The organism is Enterococcus sp. AZ179 (assembly GCF_050498885.1).
GTDB classification, from domain to species: domain Bacteria; phylum Bacillota; class Bacilli; order Lactobacillales; family Enterococcaceae; genus Enterococcus_D; species Enterococcus_D entomosocium.
This window is the reverse complement of the sequence record NZ_JBMHEO010000001.1, coordinates 1,482,266-1,501,388: the sequence shown is the minus strand read 5'-3', so window position 1 is coordinate 1,501,388 and position 19,123 is coordinate 1,482,266. Positions and strand designations below refer to the sequence as shown.

Here is a 19,123-nt window from a genome sequence, read left to right as displayed (position 1 = left end):
TGGAGCTCTCCTTTCATCGGCACAAGTTGTGCACTGGCGGTTATTAATCAATATAACTACTGAGCCAGCCTTCGCACAGCTCAAACCATTTGGCGACATGGGCATTGAGGTGACTTGACTTGCGTGCCGTTGTTCGATCCGCTAATGCCAGTCCGTGTTCGCCTTTTTCAAAAATATGCAGTTCGAATGGAATTTCTGCTTCTCTTAATTTGACCGCCAACTTCAACGAGTGCGCCACATCGACTAAGACGTCTTCCGTCGTATGCCAGAGAAACATCGGAGGTGTCCACTGATCGACATGATGCAAAATGTTCATGGATTGAATGGCTTCTTCCGTCGGTTGTTTACTCCCAAAAAAGCGCTCGTTGGCAGTTAAAGGTGTTTCGATTAGACGAGCGGCAAAGCCTAGCTCATCGATTGGGAAAGCATGCTCTTGATAAACCAATGGGTAGCCAGCGATCGCCAAATTCACTTTCAGTAAGTCACTGCTGACGCCCAACGCTTCTGCCAGCTCAGCATCGTGCCAGCGCGTCGCTAGCTGCAACGCTAGATGTCCGCCTGCTGAAAAACCGCAAACGATGATTTGCTCCTCATCCACCAACCATTCGTGAGCATGCTCATGAATGATTTTGACGGTTTGGGCGGCTTCCATCAAGGCATTGTGGGGAACGTTTTTCACCTGATCACCGGTGGTGTACCATAAAACAACGCTATTTAGCCCGATACTATTGAATTTCAAGGCAATGACTTCCGCCTCTCGATCACTGGTAAAGGCGTAGCCGCCGCCTGGACAGACGATCACTAGCGGTCGTTTCTTGCCGACATTGTACTCTTTGGATTGGTGCAATAAATAGGTATCCACGTAAGCCGTTTGATTCAGTTGAATTCGTTGAATCTCCATATAGTTCCTCCTTTATCCTTCACTAAAAGCAGCTGACTTCTCAATGAACCGTTTCCATTTTTCATATTTCAAACGGATCACGGCCTGTTCGGCTTGCGGAACGATCGTGGTTTGCTGAATAGCTGGTTCATTCATGGTTGGTTTGGCAACAAGCATTGTGCCGATGGCTGAAAATTCTTCGACTTCGCTGACGATGACGGGTTTATTGATCAAAGTCGCCAATAAGCTCATCAAGGCGCGGTTTTTCGAAACACCGCCATCGATCATTACCTGATTGATCAGTCGTTCAGCGACTTCTTCCATCACATCGATCACTGCTTTGATTTGAAAAATGATGCTTTCTAAAACGGCTTTCAACAGCTCATGAGTCGTCGTTGTGCGTTTCATGCCGACAAAGCTGGCAGTCATCGTATTATCCCAAAAAGGGGCACCCATTCCTTGCAATGCTGGGATAAAATAGATGTCTTCTTGACTGTCACTGGTCAGCACTTCTTGACAGATCTCAGCTACATCTGGCAGCGGAGCCACTTGCTCACTGAACCAGTTGATGGCGTCACCACAGGAACGGATGATGCCTTCTAGCGCAAACGCTGTTTCCTGGCTAGTTTGCCAGCCGACCGTCGTCAAAATGCGGCGATCCCGCAACGTCTGCTCCTGCTGCACTTGCATCATGATCGAACAACCGGTGCCCATCGTGATTTTTACATCCCCAAGGCTTTGACAACCTTCCCCAAATAATGCCGCTTGTGAATCGGCTAAGATCCCTTTGATAGGGATTCCGTGATAGCTACCGAAAACCGTATCAGCAGGTTTGATCGCTGGCAAGTCTGCTAAATGGATGCCAAAAAGTTTGACGAGTTCTGCATCCCAACGGCCCTCTTCAATATTGTAAAACAATGTTCGGCAAGCGTTGCTGGCTTCTGTCGCAAATACTGTCCCTTGCGTTAAATTCCACAACAGCCAGCTGTCCATCGTACCGATCGCCAATTCGCCAGTCCCCGACTTTTCTTTGATGGCTGATAATTCTTGGGCCAACCATTTCACTTTGGTGCCGGAAAAATACGGATCTAAACGCAAACCGGTCTTTTGATTGATCGTCTTTTCCCAGCCTTGTGCCGTCAATTCTTCACAAATCGTAGCGCTGCGGTTGCATTGCCACACGATCGCATTGTACAGGGGATTGCCGGTCAATCGATCCCAAGCAACGATCGTTTCTCGCTGATTGGTCAATGACAAGGAAACGATTTGATCTGCAGTGATCGCTTGTTCTTGCAACACTTGTGCCAGCAATTCTTGGACATTTTGCCAAATCTCAAGGGGATCATGTTCGACCCACCCGACTTTTGGATAAATTTGGCGATGTTTTTTATCGTAACGCTGCAGGATTTTCCCTTCTTGAAACAGTAAGAGCTTGGTACCGGATGTACTCTGATCTAAAACAAGCTGATAGGTCTTGTCCATCTTAAGCTCCTAGAAACGCAACCGCTGTTTTCGCTATGGAGCCACCGTCTAAGCCATAATGGGCAAACAGTTCTGACGAAGAACCAGTAATCAAGGCTTCATCCGGAAAAGCAATGATTTTTTGTCGAATGCCCGTTTCTTCTGCCAGCGTTTCCGCCACGGCAGCTCCTAAGCCGTTGTATCGGCTGTGTTCTTCCACAGTGATCACGGTGCCTGTTTCTTTCGCCACTCGTTTGACCGTTTCTGAATCAAAGGGCTTCAAGGAATGAACATTTAAAACGGTAGCAGTGATACCTTGTCTTTCCAATAGCTCAGCAGCATCCAACGCTTGGCGCACGGTTTCGCCAGTGGCGAGCAATGCGACATCTTGACCGCTTCTCAGCTCAATGGCTTTGCCGATCTCAAAAGGATAATCTGCAGAATCATAACAATCTTCAACAGGATTGCGACCGAGACGGATATAGGCTGGTTCATTTGATGCCGCTAAGGCTTTAAACATTTGGATCGTTTCAAAGCGATCTGCTGGCAACAGCACTTGCAAATTAGGGATCGCTCGTGCCACTGCGATGTCTTGCAAGGAATGATGACTCATGCCTAATGCCCCATAGCTGACACCGCCGCTGATGCCTACGAGTTTGACATTTTTATTCGAATACGCGACATCGACTTTGATCTGCTCGATACTGCGCATGCTGAGAAAACAAGCAGGGGATGCAACGAAAGGGCGTTTGCCCATATGGGCTAAGCCGGCCGCAATACTGACGATGTTTTGCTCTGCGATCCCTACTTCCACCAATTGTGTCGGTAATTCCTTGGCAAAAGGTGCTAACGAAGCGGAACCACGAGAATCACTGGTCAACACCGTGATCGCAGGATTCTTTTTTCCTTCTTCAATCAATACGTCGCACATCGCTTGGCGATTGGCAATATTATTTTTTCCCATGAGTCAAAACCTCCATTTGCTGATCAAGTTCGGCAATAGCTTGTGCAAGCTCTTCTGCCGTTGGCACTTTATGATGCCATTGCGCTTGATTTTCGGCTGCAGAATAGCCTTTGCCTTTGATGGTTTTAGCAATGACCAGCTTCGGTTGATTGGGCTGATGCGGTTTTTCTAATGCAGCCACCAAGGCAGCCATATCATTGCCATCAACGATATGCACATCCCAACCAAAGGCACGCCATTTTTCATCTAGCGGCTCCACTGCCATCACATCTTCCGAGGCTCCAGTGATCTGCAAGCCGTTGCGATCAATGATGGCGGTCAAATTGTCCAGCTGGTAGTTGGCAGCCGCCATGGCTCCTTCCCATACCGAGCCTTCTGCTAATTCGCCATCTCCCAACAACGTATAGGTTTGATACGTGCGGTGATCCAGTTTGCCTGCCAAGGCGATCCCTACTGCGACGGGTAAGCCGTGACCTAGCGAACCAGTATTCATCTCAACCCCAGCTACTTTATTGTTTGGATGACCGATCAGTCGTGAACCAAATTGCGAAAAGGTGGCTAATTCTTCTTTCGGCAAAAAACCTTTGTCCGCTAAAACGGCCCATAGTACTTCTGCCGCATGTCCTTTACTTTGGATATACTGGTCACGATCTTGCTTTTGGGGATCTTTCGCATCCACATTCATTATCTGATAATACAGGGCCACTAAAATATCGGTACAAGAAAGATCCGAACCAGTATGACCCGTTTTTGCTTGATAGATCAGCTCTAACACGGATTTTCGAATCGTTAAAGCCTTCATTTCCAGCTCGTTTATTTCCATGATTGATCCCCTCTCAAGTATGCTTTGACGTCTTCTTCGATCGGATCATAAAAATCTGGCTGCACGCCGATATATTTGCACGCTTCGTACAAGATCGGCACCACATTTTTTCTGACCGCCGCAACATGATGAATATAAGGTCCTTCAACGAGTTTGAATTCCAAGCGATTCAAATTCGCAAATTCTAGATAGAGATAGGTCCCTTGATTGTATGGTCCATCGATCCCTTTGCCGGTGCCCATCAGCAACGAATACTCGCCGCTGTCTCCATCAAAGCGACACAACGTATACTCGTCTTTGATTGCCCGAAAAGCGACTGATCCCGGATAGTCAAAAACAAAATGCCGTTGCGGCAAAATGGGTTTGGTCTCCGCGGTGGAATAAGCAAAAACCCCTAAGTGCTGCAGCAATTCGCCATTCTCGTTTTCTGGATGGCGGCAGTTGACATCCGCAAAGATCGCACGGTGTTCCCCCAACGAAGCGGCTTCGACCAACAGTTCCGAGATCGCCCCATGAACATCCGTCTCACAGACAAAAGGCAGACCTTCTTCTTGTAAAAGCGACAGGGAGGCATACGGTAAAATACCGATTTCGTCTTGTAAAGCCGTCCAACACTGGATGACCCCTGCATTGCAGCCGTAGCTTTCACATAAGTTTTGCAAGGCCACTTTAAGGGCTGCCACCATCTCCAAATCTTTCGCCGAAATTTGGACTTCCGTATTGGTTTCGAAATAATCAATGACTGCTTGCAATTTATCTGGCTGCTGTTCTTTGACTTTCTTGATTTCTTGCACCACTTCTTGGATCGGTACTGGTGATAGCGAGATATTGAAACGCTCCAATAGTTCGCCTTCGTTGCAGATCACGGTCCAAAAATCAAAGGGGCGTGGGCCAACTTGCAAGATTCGTGTTTGTTTGAAGGTCTTGACGACATTGCAGACTTTGATAAAGTCTTGCAAGCCGCGGGCAAATTCCGGTGAATCAATATCAGAATTTTTGACATAGGTGAAAGGTACCTTGAAACGGCGCAAGACTTTCCCGATAGCGAAAAGACCGCATTGCGTATCCCGCAAACGTGAACCATCGGCGGCTGGTGTCTCGTCTTTGGGTCCCCATAGTAAGACGGGGACATCTAGTTTTTTGGCTAGACGAGCACAGGCATATTCCGTACCAAAGTTTTCATTGGCTAGAAAAAGACCGTCGATTTTTGCTGCTTTGAATTTTTCGGCGATTTTTTCAACCCCTTCATCATCGTATAGCAAGCCATCTTCGTTGATATCTAAAATATCTACATAATCAATGGCCAGTTCGTCCATTTTTTGTCGTGTCAGATTGGCGTACTCAATGGCTGCTTCTGCACTAAATAAATTTCTTCTAGTCGGGGCGAACCCGATTGTTACTTTATCCATAAAACCACCCTTTGCGTTTTAGTATATTTAGCTAAATTTTTATTTCTTCGACGATTCGTGCTACATTTCTGCTCAGAAATTCCTTATCCGTCAGTAAAACGATTTTTTTATTAGGAAAGGCTGTTACGACTTTCGCTTGATTGAAGCGGGTTTGAGGAGCTAAAATCAAAAAATCATAGTCATTTCCCACCATAAATATTTCTGAAAAAGGCGCGGAATTCACTTGGTAATGCTGATCATCCGCTAGTTGTTCTTTGAGCGCTTTGACGAGCAGTGCGCTGGAGAGCCCAGTTGCACAAAAGAGACCGATCTGTGTCATCTATTCACTTCCTCAAAATGTAATCCCTTACTTTTTACACCTTAAATATAGCATAAGCTAAATATTTTGCAACAGTTTTAGATAAATATTTTTGTTTAATAACTAAAAAAAGACAAAACGCTTGCTAAACGTTTTGTCTTCTTCTTATTTTTTTCTTATTTGATGCTTTCGCGTTCGACGATCGTCGTGGCGACCAGCATTTTCAGATGGTTTTCATCTTCACTGGTGATTTTCTCGATCAAGCGTCGCACGGCTTGGCGACCAAGGTACACTTTATCTACTTTGACGGTGGTCAGCGGTGGGTTGCAAAATTCCGCCAAAGGAATATCATCGAACCCAACGATGGCCAACGGATGATCGGGGAACACTTCGCGAATGGCTTTCATTGCACCGATGGCGATATTGTCATTGACCGCAAAAAAGGCGCTTGGTAACGGCCGCTGATCGGCACGCAAGGATTCCAAATAGACCTTCATGTCTTGATATGAGCCCTCCAAGGTGGGTTCTACTAAGGCTTCCGTCTCTTCATAATGGATCAGATCATGCTCTTGGATCGCTTGAATAAACCCTTGCTTGCGTTCACGGAAATTGTTGATTTGAAAGGTTGAGTTGATGATGCCAATGTCTCGGTGGCCTTTTTCGATCATCTTTTCAACGATCTCATAGGCGCTGTCACGATTATTGATGGCGACAAAATCAAAGTCCTGCGAATTAAAAATCGTATCTAAAATCACTAAGGGTACTTCCAAATGACGGAAGACTGCTAAATCTTGTTTTTCCAATTCCGTTCCTAACAATAGCAAACCATCTACTAATTCTGGGCGGATCTTTTCGATCGGGTCTTCCTCTGGCGCCAATGTGATATGGGAAATGACCAATTCATAGCCTAACGCGCTGCATTCCATTTCGATCCCCCGGATCAATTCAGAAAAGAAAGGCGTATCCCCTACGACATTTCCTTGTTTGTTCATTACAACAAATTTGATCTTTTGGCTTTCCGTTTTTTTAATTTCTCGCTGATCAAAATACCCCATCTCACGAGCGATCTTCAAGATCGCTTGCCGTTTTTGTTCACTGATCCCCTTACGATTGTTGATTGCATTAGAGACAGTTCCGCTGGAAACGCCAGCTTTTCGGGCAATATCAGAGATCACAACTTTCATTTGCTCACCGCTTTCTGCTTCTCATTCTGTTAAAAGTATAGCAAAAGAATTGTTTTTTTACTACCAAAAAAGCTAAAACAAACTAAAATTTTTAGTTTGTTTTAGCTTCTACTTTGATTAGTTACTTTGTTCCGCCAAAATGCAGAAGGACAAGGGGTCGATGGTTATTCTTGGCGCTGCTACGCCGCGAGAAGTGATCCCAGCTCCTTTGGGGTCAGCAATGATGTGCCAAGAAGCATTTTCTGTTGCCGTCGGTAAGTCAAAGGACCAGCTTTCTTCCGTGCTATTGAGTATAACGAATAAAGAACGCCATGGATGCTGTTTGTCACGATTGGGTACTTGATACGCCAAGCGATTTTCATTCTTTGTCTCATAAAAGACCATGCTTTCAGCCGTTTGGGTCGTGGCATCTCTCAATGGTGCATAGGACTGCCGCAATGCCCACAAGCCCCGATACAGCTCGCGCAACTCTTTGAAGGTTTTGGCACGTGACCAATCCAGCTGATTGACTGCCAGTGGCGAACGGAAGGAATTTTCATCGCCTTCTTTGGTACGGCCAAATTCTTCCCCAGCTTGAGTCAGCACTGCTCCTTGGCTAGTAAACAAAATGGCTGCTGCTAGTTTATTGCGGGCTAAAAGCTCAGGATCAAACTCATAATTTCTTTCCTTCACTGAAGCCTGCATGGTTGCCACCAGCTTGTCCCATAAGGTCAAATTATCATGGACTGAAGCATAGGCGATCACTTGGCGGGGCGATTTTGCCCAGCGCTCGGCGCCTTCTTGTGCGGCAACTTTCGTATTTCCTTGAATCGCCGTTGCCAAATTTGCTGCATAAAAGGTTTGCTTGACTTGCGGTTGACCATTCATTCCTTGAATAAACGCGCCGTCTGTTTCTTCAAAGACATCGCCTTTGATACTGTCTCTTAAATCATTGCTAAAAACCGCAACGCCTTCTGACAGTGCCCAAACATTACTTTTATTTGCTGGGATATTCGGCTGAATAATTTGATTGCTGCCGGCATCCCATGGCTCGCCGTATAAAATCACATGGCTGAAGCCGGCATCATCTAGGCGTTGACGCAATTGGTTCATGGTTTCCACATCGATCAAGCCCATCAAATCAAAACGAAAGCCGTCGATTTTGTATTCTTGCGCCCAATATAAAACTGAATCAATGATAAATTTACGCATCATTTTCCGTTCAGAAGCCACTTCATTGCCGCAAGCAGAACCGTCCGCAAAATTCCCTGCATCATCTTGACGGTAGTAATAATCAGGAACCGTCAAATTAAACCATGATTCTTCCGTGATCGCAGTGTGATTAAAGACCACATCCATCACAACGCCGATGGCTTCTTCGTGCAGCGATTGGATCATTTGCTTGCATTCACGAATCCGCGCCTTGGGATCACTAGGATCAGAAGCGTATCGTCCTTCAGGTACATTGTAATTTTTCGGATCATAGCCCCAGTTGTAGGCAGACGAAGTTTCATCATTGTCAAAATCGAAGATCGGCAGCAGATGAACATAATTGATCCCCAGCTCTTTTAAATAGGCCATGCCAGTTGGTTGACTTTCATCTCCCACCAGATGGGTCTTTTTTTCAGTGAAGGCTAAATATTTTCCGCGATTTTCTGGTGAAATACCGCTGTTTTCGGCACCACTGAAATCTTCGACATGTAATTCCCAAATATAGGCATCTGTGATCGACTGCTGACCGACGCCGTGACTTTCCTGCCAACCTTCAGGATCTGTTTCCTTTAAATCAATGATCGCACCGCGGTTTCCGTTGATCCCTACTGCCTTGGCATAAAGATCCATCGCTTCGATTTTCTGCCCATCTCGTTGAAACTCAAAGGTATAAAACAGCTCCTTGACGTTTTCTTCCGTCGTGACTTGCCAACAGTTGTCTTCTTGAACCATTGGCAGCGTCAGCAGACGATCGTCAGTCCCAGCAACACCGCTTTGATAAAGCAATACTGAAACGGCCTCTGCCTCTGGTGACCAGCATTTGAACGTGGTTTGCTGTCCTTGAAAAGTCACACCAAGATCATTCCCGTGATACGTATGTTCTTCTAAAAAACCGATCCTGCGATCGATCGCAATCTTTTTTTCTCCATACTGCGTGTTTTGTCCCATCAAAATTCCTCCATTCAACGTTTCTAACTATAAAAGCCAGTTACTTTTCTGCTATTTCTACCTTCTCATATTTCTTGAAAATTGCCAACAATAACTGACAGCGTGCATACAAAAAACAGCTAAGACCAAAAAAGCAGGCAATGTACATGCTGAAAACCAGCGCATAGGGTGAAAGAAGCATGATGACAATAGGGGCTGCAGTCAGAATATGAAGACTAAGTATTTTAAACGGGTGCTTTGCGGCGACTTTTATGCTGTTCAAAAGGATCGTTTTGATTCCGCTATCGTAACGTGCGAGTAAGAAAAACGAAACTTGGAAAAATTGAAGCCACATGAACGTACAAATTACTAAGCCTACGGTAAAAAGATCAGGCGTCCCTTTTAGTTGGAAATAATACAACCAATCAGCAGTCAAAAGCCACAAAGAAAAAAGTAGACTGAGCCAGATAAGAGTGCTCTTTCGAAAGCTTTGGCAAAAGACCGACCAAAACTGCTGAACAACAGCCGGTGCTTTTCCTTCTATCAGATCAGTCGCCACTTTAGAACCCGCAGTAATGGCTGCACCGATCGTGAAGAGCGGCAAACTAAAAAACAAGAGTAGTACATTTAATAGGAGCAACTGGCTGAATTTCCAAGCGATTCGTGCGAAGAAGTTTTCTGAATGAAAAAAGTGTATCATGTGGGTTTACTCCTTTACTGATCCGACAACGATTCCTTGAACGAAATATTTTTGTAGAAGCGGATAAATAATCAATAACGGCACCACTGCCACCACGATCTTCGCTGCATTCAAGTTTCGATCAGAGACCGCTAGTAGACTTTGTAGCTGCTCGGAAGTCAAATTCCCGGCTTGTTGCATTGTTTCAGCAATGTTGACTGATAGTGTTTGGATATAGGTCATTAAAGGATAGTTTTCAGTCTTGGTCATATAGATCAGTCCACTGAAAAAATCATTCCAACTACCGACAATACTGAATAGAGAAACGGTTGCCAAACACGGCAAAGACATTGGAATATAGATTCGTCCCAAAATCTGCAGTGGGTTGGCCCCATCGATCCGAGCAGATTCTTCCAATGATTTGGGAATTCCCCGAAAGAAATTCATCACCAAGATCACACTGCCGATAGGGACTGCACTAGGTAAAATCAGGGACCAAATCGTATTCAATAATCCTAGATTGCGAACGACCAAATACGTTGGGATCATGCCGCCACTGAAGAGCATAGCGAAAACCATCACACTCATGAATAATTTTCTCGTTCGAAATACTTTTTTTGATTTAGATAGCGGATAAGCCATCGTTACGATCATCACCAAATTCAGCAATAAAGAGATCACCACACGAATGACTGAAATACCAAAAGAACGCCAAAACTGCTGATCGCTCATGATGCGCTCATAAGCCGCTAAGGTCAGATCTACTGGCCATAGCCCCACAGCATTTGCCGCGACCGCACTGCTGCTGCTTAAAGAAAGTGCCACGACATTCAACATCGGTACTAAACAAGAAAGAGCCAAAACAATGACGATCAAATAAATTACTGCATGCCGTATACTAAATTTTTCTTTCATCTCTTTTTTCCTTTCCTTAAAACATCACTCTGTCAGTCTTCTTCTCCGCAATTTTGTTGGAAGACCAAATCAAGAATAGACCGATCACCGATTTGACCAGACCAACGGCGGTTCCTAAGCTATAGTCTCTACCGATCAGACCGATTCGGTAGACATAGGTATCGATAATATCGCCGCTTTGATACACAACCGGAGAATACAGGTTATAAATTTGGTCGAAGCCGGCATTCAAGATATTAGGCAGCGACAAAATCGTCATCAACAAAATAAAAGGCATCATCCCCGGCAGGGTTACGTGCCAGACTTTTTTTGACCAAGAAGCACCATCCATCGTTGCTGCTTCATATAATCCCGGATCAATCGAGGTAATGGCAGCAAGGTACACGATTGAACTGTAACCAAAACTTTTCCAAACATCGGTCCCGATCAGCAAACGAGGAAACAGCTGATTACTACCCAAAAAGTTTAATGGTTCTACACCAAAGTTTTGTAAAATCTGATTCACCGTTCCATCAAGACTGAATAAATTGACCACTACTGAAGCCAATATGACCCATGAAAGAAAATGGGGCAAATATACGATGGTCTGAATGGAGCGTTTCATCCACTTTACACGTACTTCATTTAATAGAATCGCAAAAAGAATCGGTACGATCGTATTAAAGACAATTTTCCAGAAAGCGATGAAAATCGTGTTTTTAGTTACTAAGAAAATATCCGGTAAACTGAACAAATAGCGAAAGTGCTCGAATCCCACAAATTCAGAACCAAATACACCTTTCGCTGGCACATAATCTTGAAATGCCATCAACAACCCAAACATAGGACCATAAGAAAAAATCAAAATAAAAATGATGCCTGGTAAAATCATCCCTAGAAAGAAAAGCTGATCTCGAGAAAACCACTTTTTCTTTTCTTTTTTGCTTTCTTTTTCAACAGAAAGTTCCATTTACTTACTCCTCCATAAATTTTTTGCCTCACCAGCCGCTTGATGAAAAAATTCGAACAAAGAAAAGGCACCTGCAGTCGGTTTTCCTGCATACAACCTTGCTTTTCTTTGTTCGAAAGACGAGTGTCAGAACCGCTGGAGTGGCCGCTTAATTATCTGCTCGCTGATCTACTACTTCTTGCATTTCTTCAAGTATGGCTGTCCCACCTTGGCTATTCCAGGTTTCAACATAGTTGTCGAAGTTTTCCAGGGGTTCTTCTCCAGTGATAAACTTAATGAAGGTCTCTTCCTCCAGTTTCCCTACTTGTGCGCCGTTTCGTTCATTGGCTTTTATCGAATCAAAACGCGGTGGTTTCACTTCATTCAAGCGTCCTTGCTCTCTGATACCGCCCATCACATTATTGACGGCTAAATAGCGAGAGGCATAGCGGGTCCAGTCCACCGGATCAGTTTCTTCAGGGCTATCCAGATATTGCTTGATTTTTTCGGCGTTTTCTTTGATGAAGAAGTTGGAGATATCCTCGATAGATGTTTCGCCAACCGCCGCCTTGGAAGCTTCTACTGCATCATCAATCTCACTATAGGCTTTTAAGAAAACAACATTCCATGGACGAACCGTCCCATCGACATCCACTTTCGCATAGTCATAAATTTCCGGAAACTCGGTTTCAATATCCTCCGAGTTGGCAACTTCACCATAAATCAGATTGATCATCTCCATGATTTTTTCCGGCTCAGAAAAACCTTTGCGCACCACGATGTATTGCCCAGTGCCGCGGTTAGCCACGGCATTGACCCCTCCATCGCCGTTAGCATTTTCAAGGGCATAAGGAACAAATTCAGCATTTGGATCATTTTGTTTGGCTTGTACTAACCCCCAGTCAGGCATGTGCCAAGGACCAAAAGCGATGCCCGTTTCTCCATTAACCATCATGGCATGGATATCGTCATACGTGCGGGTACCAAATTGCGGATCCATGAACCCTTCATCTTGCCAGTCCTTCAGTAACGTTAGTGCTTCTTTCATTTCTGGCGTATTGGATCCATAAAACATCTGCCCATTCTCATCTTGGAGATACGATTTTGGGTAGGCTCCAAACGCATTCATGATGGCTGTTCCGGTATATGCCGTGCCGCCATGATTTGGCGAAGACAACCAGAAGGCCAATGGCAAACCAACTGCTTTTCCGGTATTGGCTAAATCATTTTCTTGAAAAGCAATCGCTGTTTCCTTCAACTCATCCAATGTAATTGAGCGATTGCCATCTTTATCCAGTTCAATACCTAGCTCATCTAGCCAGTCCTGGCGCAACCAGACAAGATTGGGCCCGAAGTCATCGCTAGTAGATGGGATCGCCATCAAGCGATCATCAAACGTGGCTGCTTCTAACTGAATCCCATCAAACGAATCATAGATGTCTTTTAGAAAATCGTCGGCATGCTCCTCAAATACTTCGGTCAAGTCTTCCACTAAATCATTGTTAACTAATTCTTCCAATTCATCTCTTGATCCGACGATCATCGTATCCGGTAGTTCCCCTGAAGCGATCGCTAGCGATACTTGACGATCATAGTCTTCCCCATGGGCTTCAAAGGCACTCTCCAGCTCGATGCCCAAGCGTTCTTGAATCAATCGAGTATATGCGTTATTGCTGTAAGAATCCCCCTCAGGCAGTTTCGAGTTCGGTGCGGTCTGGCGTCCGATCGTAATCACGGTATCCCCATTTTCATTGGTCTTTGCTTCTTCTGAACTGCATCCTGTCATAATAAGTGCTGAAGCAACTGCTGTTAACATTGCTGTCCCCCGCCTAAATTTCATTGTTTTCCTCCTCAAACTTTTTTGATATCCTTATTATACGCAATCGCTTCCACAGAAAATATAGCACTTTTTTCAGATTCATAGCACGATATCCAGAAAAATAAAACGTTTACAAATTCGCTCTGTTGCTTTTTTTGTTTATCGCTTACTATAGAAAGAAGAAGCGACTGCGTAATTTTCTCTATACGAAAGGACGGCGAAAACCATGTACCGACTGCTGCTTGCTGATGACAGCTACGATCAAAGAGAAGTGATCAAATACTTCTTGAGTCAGCATGAAAAAGAATGGCTGATCGAAGAAGCCAAAAATGGCCGCGAAGCCTGGCAACTTTTTCAGAAACAGCCCTTTGACTTGATAATTACCGACGTAAAGATGCCCTTTATGGATGGACATGCCCTAGTAGCGAGAATCAAAGAAGCAGTTCCTGAAATTCCTGTGATGTTTATCAGCGGCTTTGAAGATTTTCATTATGTAAAAAAAGCCATACAGTTACAAGCGGTTGACTACCTCTTAAAACCAATCGACCCTGATGATTTTTATGAACAAATAAATAAAATCATTCTTTTTATTGATCAACAAAAGCAGCGCGCTTACACAAAAACAATCGCACAAACCCATTACTTGAAAGAGATTTTGAGTAAACTTTTTTATGGCTATCCTTGGCATTCACTGCCGAAGGAAGAGCAATCGATTGCACAAGATTTTTTTAAGACTCATCCCTCTTTTTTTCTCGTTACTTGGCCGCTGGATTCTTGGAATGCGCCGGATTTTGTCCCTTCGCTATCTGCTGCATTTCCTGAAATGTTCAGTTTGTTTTTAGCTCCAGCACAACTGCTCTTTTTTAACGAATCTTTGCCAAAAAGGGAAATCGAAGAGCGAAAAAACAACTTAACTACCTATTTTTCCGAACAGTTTCAGCAAAAAATAACACTTTTTGACAGCGGACCAGTTCCCCACCATTCAGGGGTGTATGGCACCTATCATGACTTACTGAGAACCAGTCAGCGGTCTTTTTATCAGCAAAACAAAGGGAAAATCTGCCAGCTGCTTCCGGGAGATCACTACATCGTCAAGAAAGCGCTTTTCGAAAAAACCGTTTCGTATGTGAATCAATACGAAAGTAAAAAAGCCCACGCGCTTGTGAAAACAGTTTTCGACTGCTTTGAAACAAATGGACGTGAGGAACCAACCAATGCCAAGTTTTATTTTGCGACCTTTTATCAAACAATCATCGATCAGTGTACGATCACTTTTGATGCGGAGTGTGGCGCTAATCAGATTGGAAAAATACTGGAAGCGCCAAGTCTGCAACTAATTGCGGATATTTTTGATGCCCTCTTCCATTATATCCATGATGCCTTGCTTCAAATCAACGGGAGCCAGTCAAATGACTATGTGCGCCAAGTAAAATCCTATATATTCGCTCATTTTCACCAAGAGTTGAGCTTGGAGCGGTTAGCAAAGGAAGTCAATATCAATCCTAACTACCTAAGCGAATTATTCAGTACTTCTGAAGGCATGGGTATCACCAAATACATCAAGTCTTACCGTATCAAACAGGCTCAGAAGCGTTTAAAGAACTCGAACTGCAGCATTCGAACTATCTCCAAACAAGTTGGCTTTAATCATTATTCCTATTTTTGCAAAACGTTCCGAGAAATTGTCGGAATGACGCCGGATGCGTATAGAAAGAGAGGTCCCTCTTGTTAAGAAAAGTCCACGATTGTTTTAAAAATTTTCGTTTTCAAAAAAAGATCGCCCTTATTTCAATTCTTTCAAGCATTGTTCCTCTGATCGTTTTGACCTTTGTCGGGGTATCTATCATCCGAGCCTTTATCCAACAGCAGGAAAAAAGTGCTTACTCCGATAATCTCAAAAGTATCAGCTATCAGTTAGAAAGCAAGATCCACACCTATCGGGACAGCCTGCTCTTTTTAGCCAACAATACCGCCTTGACGCAAGAGCTTTCTAGTCAACGCTTCTCAAACTTTGATCAATACAATCTCTTTCAAAATACGATCGTGCCTTTGTTTCACAGTGTTCGTTTTCCGCAAGCAGATATTAAAGGCATCACGCTATACACCACGATCGATCTTTATGATCATGGGCAATACGTCAAAAAAATCACGGCTGATACAGCACTGCCTTTTCTAAAAGAAAAACCTTCGACCGAGATTCGAACGTATTTTGACAAAGAACGGGAGGAACTTTCTTTTTATACCAACCTTTTTTTAAAAGGCCATACCGCAGATTCCTTAAACTACATCGTTTTAACCATCGATCGAGCAGCATTGTTCACGAATCTGGATGCAGTCACTGAGGAGCCTTATGATTTGACCATTCAGTCAGAGACCGGGCAGACGCTTTACCGCATTGATTATTTGACGAAGCAGCAACGTACTCAAAAACAGTGGCTGGTTGGAAACGCAGTTATTGAAGAGGCTCCTGTACTGCTGGATAATCATTGGCAAATCGTTTTTGTTAAAACCGCACAGTCATTTTTCAGCAGTTTACTGTATCTAGTTGGTGCGGCACTTATTATCTTTGATTTTGTATTAATGATATTGGTTTTATCCAGCTGGTGGTTGGCTAAAACCGTGGTACAGCCGATCAACTCTTTGACCCAGCAAATGGCCTCTTTATCAATGGATCAATTCAAAATCCAGCACACATATTCTTCAAAAGATGAAGTCGGACAGTTATACACCAATTTTCAAAAAATGCTAGATAAAATCGCTGAGCTGATCAATGAAGTATATGAAGCCGAATTGAAACAAAAAGAATACGAATTGCGGGCTCTGCAAGCCCAGATCAATCCGCATTTCTTTTATAATTCCTTAGCACTGATCAGCAATACTGCCACACTAAACGGCAATCACGAGATCCGTGAGATGGCTCAGCTGCTGTCTCGATTCTACCGTCTCAGCCTAAACCAAGGATCCAACCGGCTATCCATCACCAAAGAACTCGATCTAACAATCACCTATGCTAAAATCCAGCAAAAAATGCATCACCATTCCTTTGATTTAGTCCTCGAAATTGACTCAGATATCGATGAGTATCCGATGATCCATCTGCTCTTGCAGCCGTTTGTCGAAAATGCCGTCTTTCATGGGCTTGATCATATTGAAGATGACCGCAGAGGGGTATTGACGATCCGCTGCCTCAAAGAAGGACAATGGCTACGGTTTGAGATTCAAGACAATGGTCCCGGGATTGATCCTGAACAGCTAAAACAACTGGAGGAACCTTCTGATCAACATTATGGTATCAACAATGTACGCCAGCGGCTAGCATTGTACTATGGCACGCAAGCTTCCTTATCGATTCAATCAGTAAAAGGTGAAAACACCACAATTGTTCTACTCATACCGCAAGACTTACCTCCTCAAAAAAACCGTCAGTGAAGAATGTTTAATCACTAACGGTTTTTTGGTGTCAAAATATTCAGATATTTATTTTAATGCTTGATTTCAAGTACCTATTCCTCTACAGCAAACGCACCAACCTCTAATAATCCTTGCCGACCCTGGTCTCGCGTCACGCCTTTTGCTTTCTTTAACATTCGTTCCCAATACTCCATGGTATCTTTTATAAAATCCTTGTTGCCGTCAGTACACCCTTCACGAATAAACAGCAATACCAAACCGCTAAAAAAAATCAAGGCTTCTTCATGGTATTTCCTCAGATCGTTTTCTTGCTCACATTGAAAAACAGCTGATTCAGCGATTGCTTCTTGAAAATATGCAAAAGAACACTCTTTTATGTAGGGACCACAACCAATATCATTTAAAAATAATGCAAAAAAGAGGGCTCGATTGCGACTGGCGAACACGTAATAGTCATGCCAAAAACAGTATAGAGGATCCAGTGTCATCACCGTCTCTTTTTTTGCTTCATGAATGTCATGGAAGACATCATCGACCATTGCCTGTTTATAATTTTGCATGTTTGAAAAATTCAAATAGATTGGTTGGGTCGATGTTCGTGCATATTTAGCAATGTCGCGGACAGTGATTGGCCGATAAAGATATTCCACCAGATATTTTTTTAAACAGTTGATCAAATATTTTTTCGTAATCGTTGCTTTTCTCATAATACCCCTTCCTTTCTTGAGGCGATCAGCTCTCGCTAACGCTCCTCTACTCTCACTTGCTTTCTTCCAGTGAAACACCACCAACACCCAATTTTCTTACTGAAAGTAATCTGCATACTTCTACTTTAACAAAAAAGAGAACGTTAACATATACTTTCTGCCGAATTTCTTAATTTTGTTTTATATTTTTGACCATTTTCCTGAAAAACCTCCTTGTTTTCCTCGGCTAAGTCTTAAGACTGATTTTTTTGATACTACTTGTGAAATGATACTATGTAATGTATAGTATGGATATGAACAGGAGGAGAGCCTTTGGATGCCCAATTAAAAAAAGGATTATTGGAAATTTGTGTTTTGGCTTATTTGCAGCATGGTGACTCTTATGGCTATGAATTAGTCAAAAACATATCTCCTTTACTGCCAATCTCAGAATCAACGCTCTATCCTATCTTGAAGCGCTTAGAAGCCAGCCGAGCGGTTGAGACTTATAATAAAAGCCATCAAGGACGGACCCGAAAATATTACCGCTTGACCAAAATCGGAAAACAGCGGATCGACGATTTTTTAACCAACGACTGGCCCCAATTGACATTGATCCAGCGATTTATTAAAGGAGGAACATTAGATGAACAGAGTTGATTTTATCAAGGCATTGGCTGCGGAATTATCTGAAAAAGTCAGACCTAGCGAGATTCATCAGCTGATCAACTATTATGACGAGATGATCGAAGATTTGATGGAAGAAGGATACACCGAAGAAGAAGCCGTGGCACGCCTTGGCTCCCCAAAAGAACTGATCCAAGCAGTCACCGAAACGGAAGAGGTCGTAGTAGAGATTCCTCGCCGCTTTCATCCCTTCTTGCTCTTGATTTTAGTACTGGGCTTCCCATTGTGGGGCAGCCTCTTGTTAAGTGCCGCTTTGCTGATCCTAAGCTTTTTAATAATCATCTGGTGTGTGCCTTTCACCACTGGCATGATTGGTGTCACTACGTTTGTCGGTGGGATCGCTAGCGTTGTCTTAAGTCCCATGCTGATGGCGGATGGTTTCTATCTCTTTTTAAGTCAGTTAGGCGTGGGGATTTTCTTATTTGGTTTAGGGCTGCTTTGCCTGATCGCCACTTATAGTATGAGCCGACCTTTTTCACGTCTCACCAACTCCCTTGTTGTTTGGCCGAAATCATTTGTTCAAAACTATCGAAAGAAGGCAGTCCTATGATCAAAATCAATAAGCGCTTTTTCGTTTTTCTCAGTCTGTTGTTTATTATTATCGGACTGGTGATCACCTTTATCGGTTTTTCAATGTCAGGGTACTCACCCGATGCTTACCATATTGAGCATCGTCGCTGGTATCAACTCGTTGGTTTCTATACGGAATAACAGACGGAAAATAATTATAAGTTGATTTTTTCGTCAGAAAAAACAAGTGATTTGCATTAATTTCATGTATCGGTGAAAAAATTGAACTTCTCTTTTTGACGGAACCATATTACTATATAGGTACATCCTGTATCCTATTTCATAGGGTAA

General features: G+C 43.5%; 18 protein-coding genes. 5 read left to right on the top strand and 13 right to left on the bottom strand.

What is annotated here, in order from left to right; all coding sequences use genetic code 11:
- Positions 1-43 precede the first annotated feature (43 nt).
- From IGI88_RS07110 to IGI88_RS07055, 12 genes are all read right to left on the bottom strand, one after another.
- Positions 44-901, bottom strand: coding sequence for an alpha/beta hydrolase (locus IGI88_RS07110; RefSeq protein ID WP_008376693.1), 858 nt, complete (start codon positions 899-901; stop codon positions 44-46).
- Between the two features lie 12 nt (positions 902-913).
- A complete protein-coding gene (locus IGI88_RS07105; protein ID WP_008376697.1) occupies positions 914-2,362 on the bottom strand; it encodes an FGGY-family carbohydrate kinase in 1,449 nt (482 codons plus the stop codon).
- Position 2,363: 1 nt separating this feature from the next.
- Positions 2,364-3,305: a transketolase family protein gene (locus IGI88_RS07100; protein ID WP_008376699.1), complete on the bottom strand. Its 942-nt coding sequence runs from the start codon at positions 3,303-3,305 to the stop codon at positions 2,364-2,366.
- Positions 3,292-4,128 (bottom strand): transketolase, encoded by an 837-nt coding sequence (locus tag IGI88_RS07095; RefSeq protein WP_005232864.1) that lies wholly within the window; start codon positions 4,126-4,128, stop codon positions 3,292-3,294. The genes IGI88_RS07100 and IGI88_RS07095 overlap by 14 nt, the downstream gene beginning before the upstream one ends.
- Positions 4,119-5,537, bottom strand: a complete 1,419-nt coding sequence (locus IGI88_RS07090; protein WP_429960312.1) for an L-fucose/L-arabinose isomerase family protein — start codon at positions 5,535-5,537, stop codon at positions 4,119-4,121. Before IGI88_RS07090 ends, IGI88_RS07095 begins: the two co-directional genes overlap by 10 nt.
- 31 nt (positions 5,538-5,568) lie before the next feature.
- A complete protein-coding gene (locus IGI88_RS07085; protein WP_086372491.1) occupies positions 5,569-5,856 on the bottom strand; it encodes a PTS cellbiose transporter subunit IIB in 288 nt (95 codons plus the stop codon).
- Positions 5,857-6,011: 155 nt separating this feature from the next.
- Positions 6,012-7,019, bottom strand: a complete 1,008-nt coding sequence (locus IGI88_RS07080) for a LacI family DNA-binding transcriptional regulator (protein WP_016611647.1) — start codon at positions 7,017-7,019, stop codon at positions 6,012-6,014.
- A 117-nt stretch (positions 7,020-7,136) separates the two neighbouring features.
- Entirely contained in the window at positions 7,137-9,158 is a 2,022-nt protein-coding gene (pulA, locus tag IGI88_RS07075; RefSeq protein ID WP_429960311.1) for a type I pullulanase, read from the bottom strand.
- A 40-nt stretch (positions 9,159-9,198) separates the two neighbouring features.
- Positions 9,199-9,837, bottom strand: a complete 639-nt coding sequence (locus IGI88_RS07070) for a DUF624 domain-containing protein (protein ID WP_016611649.1) — start codon at positions 9,835-9,837, stop codon at positions 9,199-9,201.
- Between the two features lie 6 nt (positions 9,838-9,843).
- Positions 9,844-10,731, bottom strand: coding sequence for a carbohydrate ABC transporter permease (locus IGI88_RS07065; RefSeq protein WP_005232877.1), 888 nt, complete (start codon positions 10,729-10,731; stop codon positions 9,844-9,846).
- 16 nt (positions 10,732-10,747) lie between these two features.
- On the bottom strand, positions 10,748-11,680 hold the full coding sequence (locus tag IGI88_RS07060; RefSeq protein WP_008376715.1) for an ABC transporter permease: 933 nt from the start codon (positions 11,678-11,680) through the stop codon (positions 10,748-10,750).
- 148 nt (positions 11,681-11,828) lie between these two features.
- On the bottom strand, positions 11,829-13,499 hold the full coding sequence (locus IGI88_RS07055) for an extracellular solute-binding protein (RefSeq protein ID WP_008376717.1): 1,671 nt from the start codon (positions 13,497-13,499) through the stop codon (positions 11,829-11,831).
- 205 nt (positions 13,500-13,704) lie between these two features.
- On the opposite strand from IGI88_RS07055, the gene IGI88_RS07050 reads away from it, so the two are divergent.
- Both IGI88_RS07050 and IGI88_RS07045 read left to right on the top strand, forming a co-directional pair.
- The gene (locus tag IGI88_RS07050; RefSeq protein ID WP_429960310.1) at positions 13,705-15,210 is read left to right on the top strand and encodes a response regulator transcription factor; all 1,506 of its coding nucleotides are present in this window, start codon (positions 13,705-13,707) and stop codon (positions 15,208-15,210) included.
- Positions 15,204-16,907 (top strand): sensor histidine kinase, encoded by a 1,704-nt coding sequence (locus IGI88_RS07045; RefSeq protein ID WP_101698727.1) that lies wholly within the window; start codon positions 15,204-15,206, stop codon positions 16,905-16,907. Before IGI88_RS07050 ends, IGI88_RS07045 begins: the two co-directional genes overlap by 7 nt.
- Positions 16,908-16,981: 74 nt before the next feature.
- On the opposite strand, the gene IGI88_RS07040 is transcribed toward IGI88_RS07045, so the two are convergent.
- Positions 16,982-17,683, bottom strand: a complete 702-nt coding sequence (locus tag IGI88_RS07040) for a TetR/AcrR family transcriptional regulator (RefSeq protein ID WP_035006404.1) — start codon at positions 17,681-17,683, stop codon at positions 16,982-16,984.
- A gap of 225 nt (positions 17,684-17,908) precedes the next feature.
- Here IGI88_RS07040 and IGI88_RS07035 point away from each other — a divergent pair, with 225 nt between their 5' ends.
- From IGI88_RS07035 to IGI88_RS07025, 3 genes are read left to right on the top strand one after another with little or no spacing between them, the layout of a single operon-like run.
- Positions 17,909-18,235 carry a PadR family transcriptional regulator gene (locus IGI88_RS07035; protein WP_005226473.1) on the top strand — a complete coding sequence of 109 codons (327 nt, stop codon included), beginning with the start codon at positions 17,909-17,911 and terminating at the stop codon, positions 18,233-18,235.
- Positions 18,222-18,812 (top strand): DUF1700 domain-containing protein, encoded by a 591-nt coding sequence (locus IGI88_RS07030; RefSeq protein WP_429960309.1) that lies wholly within the window; start codon positions 18,222-18,224, stop codon positions 18,810-18,812. Before IGI88_RS07035 ends, IGI88_RS07030 begins: the two co-directional genes overlap by 14 nt.
- Positions 18,809-18,973, top strand: a complete 165-nt coding sequence (locus IGI88_RS07025; protein WP_167822213.1) for a hypothetical protein — start codon at positions 18,809-18,811, stop codon at positions 18,971-18,973. Before IGI88_RS07030 ends, IGI88_RS07025 begins: the two co-directional genes overlap by 4 nt.
- Positions 18,974-19,123: the final 150 nt, after the last annotated feature.